Genomic DNA, 15,499 nt, shown 5'->3' with positions numbered 1-15,499 from the left:
CAAAATCGAGACACCTCACCCATGTCGCGTGGTGGGTAGCGTCACAGTCCACGCCAGGTCCACGGCGCTTCTACTCGGCCGAGGTTGCCTCGGCGATCGAGCTGAGAAATCTGAGAGGAGGGCGCATGAGCGTCGTTGCTCACCCCACCGCCACCGGCCACCGCATCCACTGCACGGGTGCCGCGACGGTCAACGCAACCGTCAGGGCGATGGCCGAGCTCACGGCCACAGTCAACGACGGTGCGGCAATACGTGATGTCCTCGAATTGGTCGCAGCGAAGGTCGCCCAGATGACCGGGCACGTGATGGCACTGGTGATGCAGCCCAACGAAACCACCAGGGCACTGGAGGTCTTGACCGCGCACGGGATCTCCGCCAACTACATCGACACGATTACCCAGCATCCGGTGATGACGACCGCCGGCGGCCGTGGTGAGGCGCCCACCAGCCGCGCCTACCGTTCGCGACGCCCCGTGGTGGCGACCGGGTTGGAAGCGAATCTGCCCGTCGTCTGGGGTCGGACGGCGTCACGCGAGGGCATAGGGTCGATGGTCTCGCTGCCACTGATCGTGGCACAGGAGGTCCGGTACGTCGTCAATGTGTACTGCTCTGATCCATCATGTTTCGACGATGCGTCTGTCCTCCTGATCGAGAACTTCGCAAGTCTCGTCAGCCTCCTGCTCGACAATCATGCCGCCGGCAGCATCCGAACTTCCGAAGCCGAAGCTCACCGTCGACAGATCAACGCACTGCAGTCGAAGTGCCATGCGATGAGGGTGGCACAAGTCAACCTCGACGAACTGCACGGCCTCGTAGTTCAGGACGCCGGGCTTGATCGGCTGCTCCACCGTCTCCACGAGATGACCGGCGCCCGCCTGCACGTATACGACATGTTCGGGCGCACGTTGGCGGGCGAATCGAGCGGGGACGATCACGACCACCTCCTGAAGCGGGCCGTAGTGCTCGACGAGGAGGTGGTGGCGACCCTGACCATTCGATGCGCTGACGCCGACACCCTCACTCGCCCGGAAGTGGCCACCGTGTTGCACACCGCCCCAACCCTTGTCGCGATGATGCTCATGCGCCACTGGGTAGCGCTCGACGCCGAGGCTCGGCAGCGCGGCGATCTCCTCGAGGAACTGCTTTCGGCGCCCGGGGTGGGCGATCTCCCGCTTGCGGCCCATGCAAGAAGCAGATGGGGTATCGATCTGACAACCCCCAATCGCCTGGTTGTCGTACGTATCACCGCCCCGTCCGACAGCGCACCTTCCACCCGCAATCCCACCCCTGTCCGCCGCTCCCTGCTCGCTGCAGCGGAGGAGTTCGTGAAGCGGTCGCCGGTGGCGTACCTCGCCGCCGAGTTCGACCGGCAGCTTGTCGTGCTGGTCTCCGATTGCTCCACACAGGCTGCCAGTGAGTTCGCCGAGGCACTGCGGCGCGACGTCGGCGCCTACGCCGCTGATGCCATCGTGAGCGTGGCCGTCGCCGACTCGAGCGACACTGTGGAAGGTCACCGCGACGCCTACCGACACGCGGTTGCACTGCTGAACCTCATGGGCGAATCTGCTGAACCTGCGCGCACAGCAACGGTCGAACAGTTCGGACTCTTCCGTCTCATGCTCGATGTGAAGCGGCCACAGGACCTGATTCAATTCGCAGATCGAACGTTGCGTCCTCTGCGTGACTACGACGCACTCCGGCGCGCAGAACTGGTCGAGACGCTACGCGTCTACCTGGACACCGAGTGCAGCACGAGCGAAACCGCCAGGCGCCTCTTTCTCCATCAGAACTCGGTCAGCTATCGGCTGAAGCGCATCAGCGGGATTCTCGGTCTGAACAGCCTCACCGAGCCCAAGGTGCTGCTTCCGCTCGAACTAGCGCTCACGATCGACCGCCTCATCGCGCCGTCCCCAGACTCGGCGCCGTGACTCGACCCGGCACGACGGGACTCTTCGCACAGGTGCAAAGCGAACATCTCTCGTCGCGGGCCGGCACCCGAACACCACCTCAACGATTGGACCAGTCGTGGAACAAACCTCTTTCCGGCCTTTCACATTCGGTCGCCGCCTGACACGAGCATTCATTCTCGGTATCTGCGCCCTGTTGGTGATCGGCGTGTCAGCCTGCTCCGGAACTTCGGGAGGAACTTCGCCGAACAAGCTCACCGTCGGCGCATTTCCGCTATTCGTCAGCATGCCGGTCTGGGTAGCGCAGGACCAAGGGATTTTCGCGCAACACGGGTTGGACGTGGAAGTGAAGACGATCTTGGCCGGACCGACGATGATCTCGGCACTCAATTCTCAGAGTATCGATGCGATGCTCAACGGTGCGACGATCGCCGTGACCGCCAGTGCGACCGGCCAGCCGATCAAGATGATCACTCCGACGATTCCGAAATCCATCTACAACCTGATCGCGTCGAAGGAAGTAATGGATTCTTGCCCCTATGTGAACGAGCCGTACCCCAAGCCCATCCTCTGCGCGAAGGGTAAGCGGATCGGGGTCGTGGCCTTGGGAACCGAGAGCCACATCGGCGGCATCACCGTCCTCGAAGAAGCCGGACTGAAGGAATCCGACGTCTCGTGGGTGCCCGCGAGCGCAGGCGAGATGATCGGAAGCTCGATGCAGGCCGGTCAGATCGACCTCTTCTTCGGCGAGGACACGGCCGCGACCTACGCGACTGAGGTGATCAAGGTCGGATCGCCGCTCGTGGACCTCAAGCACGACGGCCCGTTCGTCGACTGGTTCGGCAACGGGGTGTGGGCGCTCGAACCGCAGCTGCAGCGGTCACCGGACAAGTACCAGAAGTTCACCGATGCCATCAGCGACGCGATCACGTGGATCAATGATCCGGCGAACAGCACGGAAGCACGGGCAATCTTCAAGAAGAACTCGCCGAACACGAGCGACGCGACAGTCGATGCCGTGATCGCCTCCAGCCACGACTACTTCGGAACGACGGCGACCTGCAGCAGCATCGAGACAATCACAACGTGGCTGACCAAGACGAACCAACTCGCCGCCGGCAAGGGCCCTGCTACATGCCACGACATCTCTTGGCAGACAGTGAGTTTCTCATAGCAGCGCCGGCGAAGCGACCGACGCTTCCCGCACTTCACTCGCCGAAGAATTCTCACCTCTGACAGGATCGGAGAACAGACGTGACCAAACCCGAACAAATGGCGTCACCAGACAGGGACACCGCCAGCCGGCGTGATCGACATCCATCGCAAGTCGTTGTCTGCGATGGACTCTTGGACAACACTCCGAATCGGACCGCTTCCGCGATCTCGGTCCAGGGTGTCACCCACCATTTCGAACGACGCGGTGCCGAACCCACGTTGGCGATCGATCATGTCTCTCTCGATATCGCCGAGCGGCAGTTCATCGCACTGGTCGGCCCCAGCGGATGCGGCAAGACCACACTGCTGAACCTCATCGCCGGATTGATTCCACTGCAGGACGGCGCAATCGAGGTCCGAGGCAAGAGCGTCGAGAAGCCCAGACGAGACGTCGGCTACATCTCGGCGCGTGACTCGCTCCTGCCGTGGCGGACTGCCGAATCCAACGTCGCCTACGGACTCGAAGTCCGGGGCATTCGAAAGGCCGATCGCCTGGCGACGGCCCGACACTTCCTCGACGTGGTCGGACTGTCCGGCTTCGAGAACAGCTACCGGTCCCAGTTGTCGCAAGGCATGCGCCAGCGCGTCGCGATCGCCCGCACACTCGCAACCGAACCGGAACTCCTTCTGCTCGACGAGCCCTTCTCGGCCCTGGACCAGCAAACGAAACTGCTCCTGGAGAATGCCTTCATCCAAATCTGGGAGAAAACCCATCGAACGGTCGTCATGGTCACCCATGACATCGAAGAAGCCGTCGCTATGGCTGATCGGGTCGTCATGTTGTCGCATCGTCCAGGCAAGGTGATCGCCGACATCCAGGTGGATCTCCCCCGACCGCGCGACGCGGCGGAGATCCGATACGACCCGCGCTTTCGCGAGATAACGCACGGCGTGTGGGAACTGCTCCGCAACGAGATCGCCCAGCTCGACATCGCACAGATTTGAGATCAGACGACATGACTACATCAACCCAAGCCCGAGACGAGCGGCCGGCGGCGGCCGGCAGCGCCGATGGAACTCCCCAACCGGCGGCTCTCGAACCGAAGCGCCGGCAACGACACCCAGCCCGCAGATGGCTTTCCAAGCGCAACATCATGGTTGTCGCGATTCAGCTGGTTCTGTTCGGCGGCTTCCTCGCCCTCTGGGAAACTGCCGTTCGCCGCGGCTGGGGTAACGAGACCTTCTACTCGAAACCCAGCGCCATCTGGGACCAGCTGGTGACCTACCTGTCCAGTTCGGAGATCGTCGCCGACAGCATCACGACAATCAGCGAAACACTGCTCGGTTTCGGTCTCGGTGCGGCACTGGGCATTCCGGTAGGACTCCTACTCGGTCGATACATGACCTTCCGCGCGGTGAGCATGCCTTTCCTCACCGCACTCAACGCCCTCCCGCGAGTTGCACTGGCGCCGATGTTCATTCTGTGGTTCGGTATCGGTCCGGAATCGAAGGTCTACCTTGTCGCAAGCGTGGTCTTCTTCATCGTCATGATTGCCACCGAGTCCGGTATCCGGACCATCGACCCGGACTTCATCATGATGGGGCGGGCGATCGGGTCCACCGAACGGGGAATCTTCCTCAGTATCGTGCTGCCGGCCTCCGTCCCGTCGCTGTTCTCAGGCCTCAAGCTGGGCGCAGTGTATGCCCTGCTCGCTGCAATCCTGGGCGAGATGCTGGCCGCTGACCACGGCTGGGGACGCAAGATCGCACTCGAGTCGCAAAGCTTCCAACCGGGTGCGGTGTTCGCAACTCTGGTAGTCATTGTTGTCTTCGCCCTGATGTTCAACGGCCTGATGTCAGCAGTCGAGCGGTGGCTGCTGCGCTGGCAGAGGTAAGAGCCGCCGACTCCCAGCCGGCCCGACTACGGAGGTACGTGCCCGTGATGTTGCGTGATCGGATGCTCCCGCCGGCCCAAGAGGACACGTTGACGCGACTCCGCGAGGCTCGCCGGGCCTTCCTACGCGGAGCCGACCCCGGCGGCATCGTGCGGCCCGAGATTCTGCGTTCGTGGTATCGGTCCTCCTTGGCCGGTGTCTCCCCTACGGCACAGCTTCAGCTCCACCAAGGTCCGACATTCGAGGTCGACGGCCTGCTGTTCCGCGCCGCCCGTCCGGTGATACGCACTCTTCTCGACGATTTCACCGACGCCCAAGTCTGGATCCAACTCCTCAACAAGAGTGGGCAGATCATCGGACGCTGGGTGACCTCCGACTTCTACGAGGAGATGCTGCAGGGCATTTGCGAAATCGGCTCCATCGTCGAGGAAGACGTGGTCGGTACGACCGTCCTCTCGACGGTCCTGGAAGAGGGGCGCCCCATGAAGGTCTGGGGCCCGGAGCACTACAACGACAGCCTCGGTCTGCTGTCCGGGGCAGGTGCGCCGATCGTCCACCCTGGGACTGGGGTCGTGCAGGGGGCGATCTCGGTCGGCTGCGATCTCACCGTCCCCCTCGGATTGGTGTCATCGCTGGTGAATCAAGCTGCAAGGGACATCGGCTCGGCCCTCATGATGGGCCGAAGCCGCGCCGACCGTGAATTGCTCGACGCCTACCTCCGAGTGGAGCGGCGCGGACCACGACGCCCCGTGATCGCCATCAATTCGCGCATGCGCCTCTCGAACATGGAGGCCTTGGACCGAGACATCTACCCCAGTCAAGCCGACCTCTGGGAAATGGTTCAGGCAGCTGCCAGCGAGAATGCCTCGACCGGCACCGCGATCCGGGAGGTCCAGACTCCTCGAGGGCAGCGGCTCGCGGTGCGACCGGTCTTCTCGGGAAGGGAACTGGTCGGTGGATTGATCCAGCTTTCGGGCAAACCGAGTGTGCGCGAACAGGTCCAAGCTCCACAGTCATCGATCCGGCACTCGACCGCAAAGGGGCATTCGTCAGCAGCGCCGGGCTGGTTGAGCGGACTGCGTAGCGAGGTCGAGCGGATACTGAAGACCGCGCCGTCGTGCCTTGTCTACGGAGCCCAGCACGTCGGAAAGTACACGCTGTCGCGTCGGGTGCTCGAAGCCCTCGGATTTGCCGTCCTGACATGCGAAGCAGCCGAATTGGTCAATGGGGTCCTGGCGATGTCCGACGAGGCCGGGCCGACCACCCCCGTCTGTCTGATCGTCCGTCACCTCGAAGCTGTCCCCGAGGACCAACTGCCGACCTTGGAGCGGTCGCTGAACCGCGCAGCGCGACGCTTCACCCTCCTGGTCGGCACCTACCGTGTCGCGCCGGTGGAAGGTGAGCTCCCCAGTTGGCTCGAGGCGAACTTCGACGCCTATTTGAGAGTTCCGTCGGTGTCGGAGATGCCGCAGGACGTTCCCGCTTTGGTCGCCGACATTCTGGAGGTGCATGTCGCCGATCTCGACACGGTCATCGACGGTGATGCTCTGCGCATGCTTCAGGAACGGTCGCTGCCGGGAAACGTCGAACAGCTCGAGCGTGTGCTGTTTCGAGCACGTGCCCTTTCGGGGGATCGACCGATCACGTCAGCCGATCTGCCACCGAAACCGAGGACCCAGTCCAGGGCTCGCCGGCTCACTCCGCTCGAAAGGGTTGAACGCGACGCCATTGCTGCGGTGCTCCTGACGCACGGTGGCAACAAAGTAGCGGCCGCCCAAGAACTCGAACTGTCCCGGTCGACGTTCTATCGCCGCCTCAGCCAACTAGGCCTTGCCTGATGGTGCATCTAGCCGAGTAAACGAACGCATCCGGCCGAGCGTGCGGCGCGAGCCCCGATGCGACCCGCCCGTCACTACCTGGCGCTGAGCGGGACAGGAAACGGGCGCCGTACACGCGATGTGTACGACGCCCGTTCGCGGTGTCGCGCGGGGGTCAGCGCCCCGGCAGGTACTGCATCGCCTTGACGAACGGCGGCAGGATCTTGGCCCAGAGCTTGGCCGGCAGCCAGCGCGGGCCGCCGAGATTGAGCACCCGGGTGGTGGCGACGGTCTGCGCCTCGGTGTACTTGAGCAGGCCGTCGTCGCCGTGCCGGCGGCCGACGCCGGACACACCCATGCCGCCCATCGGGGCCGCGGTGCTGCCCCAGGTCGGGGCGTAGCCCTCGTCGACGTTGACGGTGCCGGCCATGACCCGGGCGGCGATGGCCTCGCCCTCGGACTTGCTGCCCGCCCACACGCTCGCGTTGAGCCCGTACTCGGTGTCGTTGGCGCGGGCGATCGCCTCGTCCACGTCGGCGACCGGGTAGATCGACACGAGCGGGCCGAACGTCTCGTTCGCGTAGCACTCCATCTCGGGGGTGACGTCGGTGAGCACGGTCGGCTCGTAGAACAGCGGGCCCAGGTCGGGGCGCGCCTTGCCGCCGGCGACGACGGTGGCGCCCTTGGCGACCGCGTCGTCGACGTGCCGCGACACGGTCTTGACCTGATCCTCGGAGACGAGGCTGCCCATCTCGATGCCGAACTCGTAGCCGGGCGCCAGGCTGATGTTCCGGACCCGTTCCCCGAACATGCGGATGAACTCGGGCGCGATCGCCTCCTCGACGTAGATGCGCTCCACCGAGATGCACAGCTGGCCGGAGTTCGAGAAGCACGCGCGCACGGCGGCGTCGCTGACCTCGCGGAGGTTCGCCCCGGCCGCGACGATCATCGGGTTCTTGCCGCCCAGCTCGGCGGAGAACCCGATCAGGCGGCGGCCGGCCTGCTCGGCCAGCAGCCGCCCGGTGGCGGTGGAACCGGTGAACATCAGGTAGTCGGTGTGCTCGACGAGCGCGGTGCCGACCACGGAGCCGGGCCCGGGCACGACAGCGAACAGGTCCCGCGGCAGGCCCGCCTGGTACAGCAGCTCGACGCACGCAAGCGCGCAGTACGGGGTCTGGCTGTCCGGCTTGATCACGACGGCGTTGCCGGCGAGCAGCGCCGCGATCGCGTCGGACACCGCGAGCGTCATCGGGTAGTTCCACGGCGAGATGACACCGACGACGCCCTTCGCGTGGTGTCGGACGACGGTCTTGGTCAGCCCGGGCAGCATGCCCTGGACACGCTTGGGGCGCAGCAGCTTCGGGGCCAACCGCGCGTAGTAGCGGGAGGTCATCGCGATGTCGAGGACCTCCTCCTGCGCGGAAGCCCGGGACTTGCCGGTCTCGGCCTGCGCCATGTCCATCAGCGCGTCGCGGTGCTCGAGGACCAGGTCCCGGTAGCGCAGGAAGATCTGGGCGCGTTCCGCCGGGGACCGCTGCTCCCACGCCTTCTGGGCCACGCGGGCCCGCTCGACCGCCGCGATCGCGTCGGCCGCGGTGCCGACCGGGACGGTCGCGAGTTCACGCCCGGTGAAGGCCTCGACCACCGGGCGCGTCGGACGGTTCGCCGCGTCGGGGATGGCGACGAGGTCGGCGAGGCGGGCGAATGTCGCCGCGGACGGAGCAGGCATGTTTCGTACTCCTACTGGTGAGTAGATTTCGAGTTACACACAACCTACCCCGCACGGTGGTCCCCGTCATCGGGATCACGATCCGATCCACGTCCTGGGAGAACGTGTCGGGGTCGGTGGCGCGAACGGACTATCGGGCGGAGCCGCCCGTGAGCGACGACCACGGCATCGAGGACGATCCGAGGCTGCCGAGGGAACCGCTGCTCGCGACGTTCGGGAACGTGACGTCGCCGGCGTACTTGCGCTCGAGCGAGGCACTGTGGAGCGCGACGCTCGCCTGCCACGGTCCGGCCGGCAGGTCGGCGCTGTCGGGGATCCGGAAACGCACCTTTCCACCGCCACCGGCGGCGACCACCGTGGCGTCGGCGTCCACCGGGCCGACGATGCTGCCGCCGGAGAGGGTGAGCGCGCCCTCGATCTCGACCGCCCAGGTGCCCGTGTTGCGGACGTCGGCGACGACGACCGCCTGGCCGTCGGAGTCGCGTTCCGCGGTCAGACCGTTGATCACGAAGTCCGCGGTGCGCCCGTTCGGCGGCTTCACCGTCGGATGCAGGCGGACGCCGACCCGCGGCGCGGTGGACACTCCGCCGCCGTCACCGGTGGCGGGCTGCGCCAAGATCACCGCGTACCGGTCCCCCGTGGGCGCGTCCGCCGGAATCCGAACGGTCACCTTCACATCGGCGTAGCGCCCGGCCGCCAGCGCCACCGTCCGCTTGTCCACAGTCGTCCACGACGTGAGCCGGTTGCTGCTGCCGGGATCCTCGACCGTGAAGTGGCCGTTCCTCATCGACGCCGCACCGGGATAGACCTCGACCGTCTGTGCCGTGGTGCCGCCGTTCGAGATCCGGATCCATCCCGTGATGGTGTCGCCGGGCTGGACCGGGCCGCCGATCTCGGTCTCCCACTGCTCGAAGTCCGGGTTGAAGGAGGGCTCCAGCAGCTGGATGCCGATCCCGCCCGCCGCGGTCTCCGCATGGGCGATCGCCGTCGACGCCGCGACGATCGACGCGACCAAGGCCAGCAGCGCGAGCAGCTGCCGCAGAACAGAACGCATGGAACACACCTTCGTGGTTGCCCGGTGGCGGGCGGGCGACCGAGCCGCCGCCACCGGGGAGGAAGCGGACGGCTAGACGGCGGAACTGGTCAGGGGCGCACTGCAATCCCCGATGGCGTCGAGCGCTGCCGCCGTTCTGCGCAACTCGTTCCTCCAGTGGGCTACGGAAACAATGGCTGCCGAGGCGAGGTCCAGATGCGCTCGAAGCGACTCATTTCAACAAACAATTGGACGCTTGTCCACATCGTGCCCGTTCGAGGAGGCGGACCGTCCCGGTCAGACGGCCGCGACGACCTCCTTCGCCCAGCGGTAGTCGGCCTTGCCGCTCGGGGACCGGCGGATCGCCGGGGCCACGACCACCGACCGCGGGATCTTGTAGCCCGCGACCTGGGTGCGGCAGTGCTCGGCGATCTCGGCGGTGTCGGCGTCGTCGAATCCGGGCCGCAACTGCACCACCGCGGCCACCTTCTCGCCGAACCGGATGTCGGGCGCCCCGGCGACCAGCGCGTCCAGCACCGCCGGGTGCGTCTTGAGCGCCTGCTCCACCTCCTCCGGATACACCTTCTCGCCACCGGAGTTGATGCACGTCGAGCCGCGACCGAGCAGCAGGATGGTGCCGTCCGCCTCCATCCGCCCCATGTCGCCGAGGACTGCCGTCCGCACCCCGTCGATCACGGGGAACGTCGCGGCGGTCTTGGCCGCGTCGTTGTAGTAGGCGACCGGTACGTGCCCCTTGCGGGCGAGGAACCCGACCTCGTCCGAGCCCGGCAGGATCGGCCGGAACTGCTCGTCCACGAGAATCATGTTGGGGTTGGACCGGATTCGCTTGGTGCCGTCGTCGCCGAACTCCACGATGCCGTCGTTGCCGGTCTCCGACGCCCCGAAGGCGTCCTTGATGACCAGGCCCGGAACCATCTCGCGCAGTTCGTCCTTGAGCTTCGGCGAGAACAGCGCGCCACCGGAACCCATGAGCTTCAGCGAACTCAGGTCGTACCGGTCGCCGTGCTCGCGGATCGCCTCGGCGATGGGCCGCGCGATGGCGTCGCCGACCACCGTGATGCCGGTGATCTTCTCGGCCTCGATCAGGCGCAGCACCTCGACGGGGTCGAAGGTGCGGGTGAGCACACGCGGGGCACCCATGAAGAAGGCGGTGAGCAGCGAGTAGATGGCCGCGCCGTGCATGAGCGGCGGAATCAGCAGGTACACCTGCGGTTCGGTGTTGGCGACGGCGCCGGCCACCACCTCCTCGACCGAATGTCGGGGCGCGCCACCGATGTTCCCGCCGGACAGGGCCGCGTAGTAGAAGTCCTCGTGCCGCCACACGACGCCCTTCGGCATGCCCGTGGTGCCGCCGGTGTAGATCACGAAGTGGTCGTCCGCGCTGCGCGGCCCGAAGCCGCGGGTGTCGGGCTGCGCCGCGAGGGCGTCCTCGTAGTCGGCGACCGTCACGCCGCCGTAGCCGTCGGGCAGCCCCTCGTGCTCCCCGACGACGAGGACGTGCCCCATCCCGGGGGCGTGCGGCAGCGCGGCCCCGGCGGGCTCGAGGTACTCGTTCTCGACGATCAGCGCGACGCTGTCGGAGTTCGTGTACAGGTACACCAGTTCGGCGTCGGTGTAGCGGAAGTTGACGTTGATGGGAACGGCCCGGATCTTCAGGCACGCCAGCAGCGCCTCGACGTACTCCATGCGGTTGCGCATGTGGATCGCGACGTGTTGGCCCGGCCGTACCCCGACCGACTCGAGGTGGTGCGCGAGCTGATTGGCCCGCCGGTCCAGCTCGGCATAGCTGCGACGCTCGTCCCCGCACACCACCGGTACCCGATCGGGAATCGCGTCCGTGACGGCTTCGTACAGGTCGGCGATGTTCAGCGTCACGTAGGTCCATCCTCACTGTGCAGTGACCCGGATCACGGGCCCATTCGTTCGGGAAGCTAACACAGTCGAGCGTTTGATGGGGCCGAAATCCTCGTGCCGGTTTCGCCGTCGAGATCCCCTTGCGACAGTTGAACAGTCGAGCAGGGCGGACGGTTAACGTGACGCCATGGAACTTGGGGTGCATTTCGCGCTTTCCGACCGCGTGGCAGCGGAACTTCTCGACGCGCGTGGCGACGACGGCAGACTCGGCGCGGTGGCGCAGGACATCGAGGAGACTGGGCGCGCGGAGTTCTCGTGCGACACGGACAAGGCGTGGGACCCGATCCTGTGCGCCCTCTCCAGCGCCGGGTACCAGCGCGCGCCCGAGCATTGGCCGGCGTACGGCGTGATCCTGGGAGACGAGGACCTCAACACGGACACCGACGACCAACTGATCACCTACCTGACGCCCGACCGGGTCGCCGAGGTCGCCGCGTATCTGGCCGGCATCACCGAATCCGAGTTCGGTGCGGGCTACGACGCGATGCCGCTCGACGATCGCAACCCCGAGTACGGCGCGGACGAGCGCGCATATGCCTGGGGTTGGCTGCAGGAAGTGGCGGACTTCTTCGAGCGCGCATCCCGCGACGTCCGGCACGTGGTGTTCACCGTGCGGTTCTGACTGCACGACCAGCACCCGCCTGCACCGGTGCCACCGTCAAGATGCCGTAAGGACGGGCCCGCGACCCTGTCGCTGCATTGAACGCGCGCGTAGCGTTTTGAACATGCGTTCAGCCATGGCGGTACCCGCCGAGCGGGACCTGAACACCCGGGCCCGGATCCGCGAGGCCGCGATCCGCGTGTTCGGAGAGCAGGGTTTCGGGGCCGGCGTGCGCGCGGTCGCGACGGCGGCGGGTGTCTCCCCCGGGCTGGTGAACCATCACTTCGGGTCCAAGCAGGGCCTGCGGGCGGTGTGCGACGAGCACGTCCTCGGAATCATCGCCACCGAGAAGCGCGCGGTGCTCACCACACAGAACCCGGCCCGGATGCTCGAGTCCCTGAGCGAGGTCGAGCAGTATGCGCCGCTGGTCGCGTACCTGGTGCGGTCCTTCCAGGCCGGCGGCGAACTGGCCGTCTCACTGTTCGAGCACATGGTCGCCGGGGTCGAGGAGTACCTCGCGGCCGCCGTCGTCGAGGGACGGGTGCGGCCGAGTCGCGACCCGTCCGCGCGTGCCCGGTACCTCGCGACGAACAGCCTCGGCGCGACGCTGCTGTACCTGCAGATGCACGCCGACTCCGACGGCTCCGTCGACTACGCCCGCGTGATCCGGGAGATGACCGACGAGATCATGCTCCCCGCCCTCGAGGTCTACACCGAGGGGCTTTTCACCGATTCGGCGATGCTCGACGCCTACGCCGGCGACAGCTGAAGGGACCCTTCGACCGCCGGCGGCGCACAAAGGGTCCCTTCAGTTCCACGAGGAGCCCACCACCCACCTTCCGAGGAGAGGGCATGACCACGATCATCGAAGTCGAGAAGCTGGAGAAGACGTTCGGGTCCACGCGCGCGCTCGACGGCCTGGACCTGACGGTCGGCGAGGGCGAGGTCCACGGATTCCTCGGCCCCAACGGCGCCGGCAAGTCCACTACGATCCGGGTGCTGCTCGGTCTGCTGCGCGCGAACGGCGGCACCGCGACGGTCTTCGGCCGCGACGCGTGGCGCGACGCCGTCGACCTGCACCGCGACGTCGCGTACGTGCCGGGCGACGTGACGCTGTGGCCGTCGCTGACCGGCGGGGAGACCATCGATCTGCTGGCCCGGATGCGTGGCGGACTCGACCCGGATCGGCGCGCCGACCTGATCGAACGGTTCGACCTCGACCCGCACAAGAAGGCGCGCTCGTACTCGAAGGGCAACCGGCAGAAGGTCGCGGTGATCTCGGCCTTCTCGTCGCGCGCCCGGCTGCTCCTGCTGGACGAGCCCACGTCGGGCCTGGATCCGTTGATGGAGAAGGTGTTCCGTGACTGCATCGCAGAGGCCGGCGCCCGCGGCGTGACGGTGCTGCTGTCGAGCCACATCCTCTCCGAGGTGGAGGCGCTGTGCGAGAAGGTCACCATCATCCGGGCCGGGAAGGCGGTCGAGAGCGGTTCCATCGCGTCGATGCGCCACCTCAGCCGCACGTCGATCACAGCCGAACTCACCGGAGACCCAGGCGATCTCAGCCGGATTCCGGGCGTCGAGGACCTCCGGATCGACGGCAGCACGCTGCACTGTCAGGTGGACGCAGGCAGCCTCGGCGCGCTGATCCGCACGCTCGGCGACACCGGTGTGCGCAGCCTCGTCAGCACGCCGCCGACCCTCGAGGAACTGTTCCTGCGGCACTACGAACTCTCGGAGGAGGTGCGGGTATGACCACCACCGCGGCGCCGACCGCCGCCCACCCGGCGGTGTCGGCGTCTTCCACCCTCACCGGTACCGGGGCGCTGCTGCGCCTGGCCCTGCGGCGCGACCGGGTGATCCTGCCGCTGTGGTCGATCACCATCGGTCTGCTGCCGATCGTCTACGGCAAGGCGATCATGGGTCTGTACACCACCCAGAGTCAGCTCGACGCCTTCGCGGCCTCCACCGCGACCCTGAAATCCGAAATCGCCTTGGTGGGGCCGATCTTCGGCTCCAGTGTGGGCGCGTTGACGACGTGGCGTGCCGGCTACCTGTTCACGTTCCTGGCGGTCGCCGTCATCCTGACCGTGGTCCGGCACACCCGGACCGAGGAGGAGACCGGCCGCACCGAACTGCTCGAGTCGACCGCGGTCGGCCGGTACGCGGGACTCACCGCCGCGCTGCTGGTGGCCGGGATCGGGACCGCGATCAGCGCCGTCCTGGGGACCGTCGGGCTGATCTCGATCGGCATCGGCGGTTCCGGTGCGGTCGCGTTCGGTGCGGCCGTGGCCGGCGCCGGTGCCGTGTTCGCCGGCGTCGCCGCGGTCACCGCTCAGCTGAGCACCGGTGCTCGTCTGGCCCGCGGCCTCGCGTTCGCGGTGCTCGCGGTCGCCTTCCTGCTCCGCGCCGTGGGCGACGCCGGATCGGGGACGCTGTCGTGGCTGTCGCCGATCGGCTGGGCGCAGCAGGTGCGCCCGTACGCCGACGAACGCTGGTGGGTGCTGCTGCTCCCGGCGATCACCACCGTCGTGCTCGTCGCCGTCGCCTACCGCCTGCTCGCGCGCCGCGACCTGGGCGCCGGCCTGATCGCCGAACGCCCCGGACCGGCGACGTCGCCGCCGTCCCTGTCCGGGCCGGTCGGACTGGCGTGGCGCTCGCAACGCGGACTCCTGATCGCGTGGACCGTGGGACTGACGGTGTTCGCGCTCGTGATGGGCGGCGCCGCACACGGTGTCAGCGATCAGCTGGGCAGCAGCACGGCCGTCACCGAGGCACTGGCCCGCCTGGGCGGCACGCAGGCGATCGAGGACTCGTTCCTCGCGCTGGCGTTCACCATCTTCGGGCTTCTCGCCGGCGCGTACTCGATCTCCGCGGTGCTGCAACTGCACGACGAGGAGGAGTCCGGCCGCGCCGAGTCGGTGCTGGCCGCGTCGGTCGGTCGCCGACGCTGGGCGATGAGCCACATCCTGTTCGCGCTCGTCGGCCCGGCTGTCGCGCTCGCGGTCGCCGGCCTCGTCGCCGGATTCGCGTACGGGACGTCGATCGACGACGTCGGCGGACAGGTGCCGCGCATCCTCGGCGCCGCGCTGGTGCAGCTGCCCGGCGTGTGGCTGTTGGCCGGGATCGCCGTCGCCATGTTCGGACTGATGCCGCGCTTCGCCCCCGCCGCGTGGGGCGTCTTCGGCGCGATGATGGCACTGTACGTGTTCGGCATGGTCGCCGACCTCCCCCAGCCGCTGCTCGACCTCGTGCCGTTCCTGCACCTGCCGCGGCTGCCCGGCGGCGAGTTCCAGGCCGCGCCGGTGGTGTGGCTGCTGGCGATCGCGGCGGCGCTCGTCGTCGGCGGGCTCGCCGCGCTGCGGCGCCGCGACGTCCGCTGACCACCACCCGAACGGGAATTCACGTCACGCTTTCGAGACCGAACCGT

The 15,499-nt window shown here is 67.1% G+C and carries 12 protein-coding genes; 9 read left to right on the top strand and 3 right to left on the bottom strand.

Going from position 1 to position 15,499, the window contains the following annotated elements:
• Window positions 1-125: 125 nt before the first annotated feature.
• The 5 genes from EGT67_RS20450 (at window position 126) to EGT67_RS20430 (ending at window position 6,795) form a co-directional block, all read left to right on the top strand.
• Window positions 126-1,928, top strand: coding sequence for a helix-turn-helix domain-containing protein (locus EGT67_RS20450; RefSeq protein ID WP_164877620.1), 1,803 nt, complete (start codon window positions 126-128; stop codon window positions 1,926-1,928).
• Between the two features lie 97 nt (window positions 1,929-2,025).
• A complete protein-coding gene (locus tag EGT67_RS20445; protein WP_127917924.1) occupies window positions 2,026-3,081 on the top strand; it encodes an ABC transporter substrate-binding protein in 1,056 nt (351 codons plus the stop codon).
• Between the two features lie 80 nt (window positions 3,082-3,161).
• On the top strand, window positions 3,162-4,067 hold the full coding sequence (locus tag EGT67_RS20440; RefSeq protein ID WP_127917923.1) for an ABC transporter ATP-binding protein: 906 nt from the start codon (window positions 3,162-3,164) through the stop codon (window positions 4,065-4,067).
• A gap of 11 nt (window positions 4,068-4,078) precedes the next feature.
• A complete protein-coding gene (locus EGT67_RS20435; RefSeq protein WP_127917922.1) occupies window positions 4,079-4,957 on the top strand; it encodes an ABC transporter permease in 879 nt (292 codons plus the stop codon).
• Window positions 4,958-5,004: 47 nt separating this feature from the next.
• A complete protein-coding gene (locus tag EGT67_RS20430; protein ID WP_241566154.1) occupies window positions 5,005-6,795 on the top strand; it encodes a helix-turn-helix domain-containing protein in 1,791 nt (596 codons plus the stop codon).
• Window positions 6,796-6,949: 154 nt separating this feature from the next.
• Here EGT67_RS20430 and EGT67_RS20425 read toward each other — a convergent pair whose 3' ends face one another.
• From EGT67_RS20425 to EGT67_RS20415, 3 genes are all read right to left on the bottom strand, one after another.
• Window positions 6,950-8,503 (bottom strand): succinic semialdehyde dehydrogenase, encoded by a 1,554-nt coding sequence (locus EGT67_RS20425; protein WP_127917920.1) that lies wholly within the window; start codon window positions 8,501-8,503, stop codon window positions 6,950-6,952.
• Window positions 8,504-8,633: 130 nt separating this feature from the next.
• Window positions 8,634-9,557, bottom strand: coding sequence for a COG1361 family protein (locus EGT67_RS20420; RefSeq protein WP_127917919.1), 924 nt, complete (start codon window positions 9,555-9,557; stop codon window positions 8,634-8,636).
• 276 nt (window positions 9,558-9,833) lie between these two features.
• A complete protein-coding gene (locus EGT67_RS20415; protein ID WP_127917918.1) occupies window positions 9,834-11,432 on the bottom strand; it encodes an acyl-CoA synthetase in 1,599 nt (532 codons plus the stop codon).
• A gap of 166 nt (window positions 11,433-11,598) precedes the next feature.
• Between EGT67_RS20415 and EGT67_RS20410 the strand changes: the two genes are divergently transcribed.
• The 4 genes from EGT67_RS20410 (at window position 11,599) to EGT67_RS20395 (ending at window position 15,452) form a co-directional block, all read left to right on the top strand.
• Window positions 11,599-12,093 carry a DUF1877 family protein gene (locus EGT67_RS20410; RefSeq protein ID WP_127917917.1) on the top strand — a complete coding sequence of 165 codons (495 nt, stop codon included), beginning with the start codon at window positions 11,599-11,601 and terminating at the stop codon, window positions 12,091-12,093.
• Between the two features lie 103 nt (window positions 12,094-12,196).
• Window positions 12,197-12,841 carry a TetR/AcrR family transcriptional regulator gene (locus EGT67_RS20405; protein ID WP_206612445.1) on the top strand — a complete coding sequence of 215 codons (645 nt, stop codon included), beginning with the start codon at window positions 12,197-12,199 and terminating at the stop codon, window positions 12,839-12,841.
• An 83-nt stretch (window positions 12,842-12,924) separates the two neighbouring features.
• On the top strand, window positions 12,925-13,824 hold the full coding sequence (locus EGT67_RS20400) for an ABC transporter ATP-binding protein (RefSeq protein ID WP_127917916.1): 900 nt from the start codon (window positions 12,925-12,927) through the stop codon (window positions 13,822-13,824).
• Window positions 13,821-15,452: an ABC transporter permease gene (locus tag EGT67_RS20395; protein WP_127917915.1), complete on the top strand. Its 1,632-nt coding sequence runs from the start codon at window positions 13,821-13,823 to the stop codon at window positions 15,450-15,452. Before EGT67_RS20400 ends, EGT67_RS20395 begins: the two co-directional genes overlap by 4 nt.
• Window positions 15,453-15,499 lie beyond the last annotated feature (47 nt).

The organism is Prescottella agglutinans (assembly GCF_004011865.1).
Lineage (GTDB): Bacteria > Actinomycetota > Actinomycetes > Mycobacteriales > Mycobacteriaceae > Prescottella > Prescottella agglutinans.
Note: the sequence above shows the minus strand (reverse complement) of the source record. Positions and strands in the feature narration are given on the sequence as shown.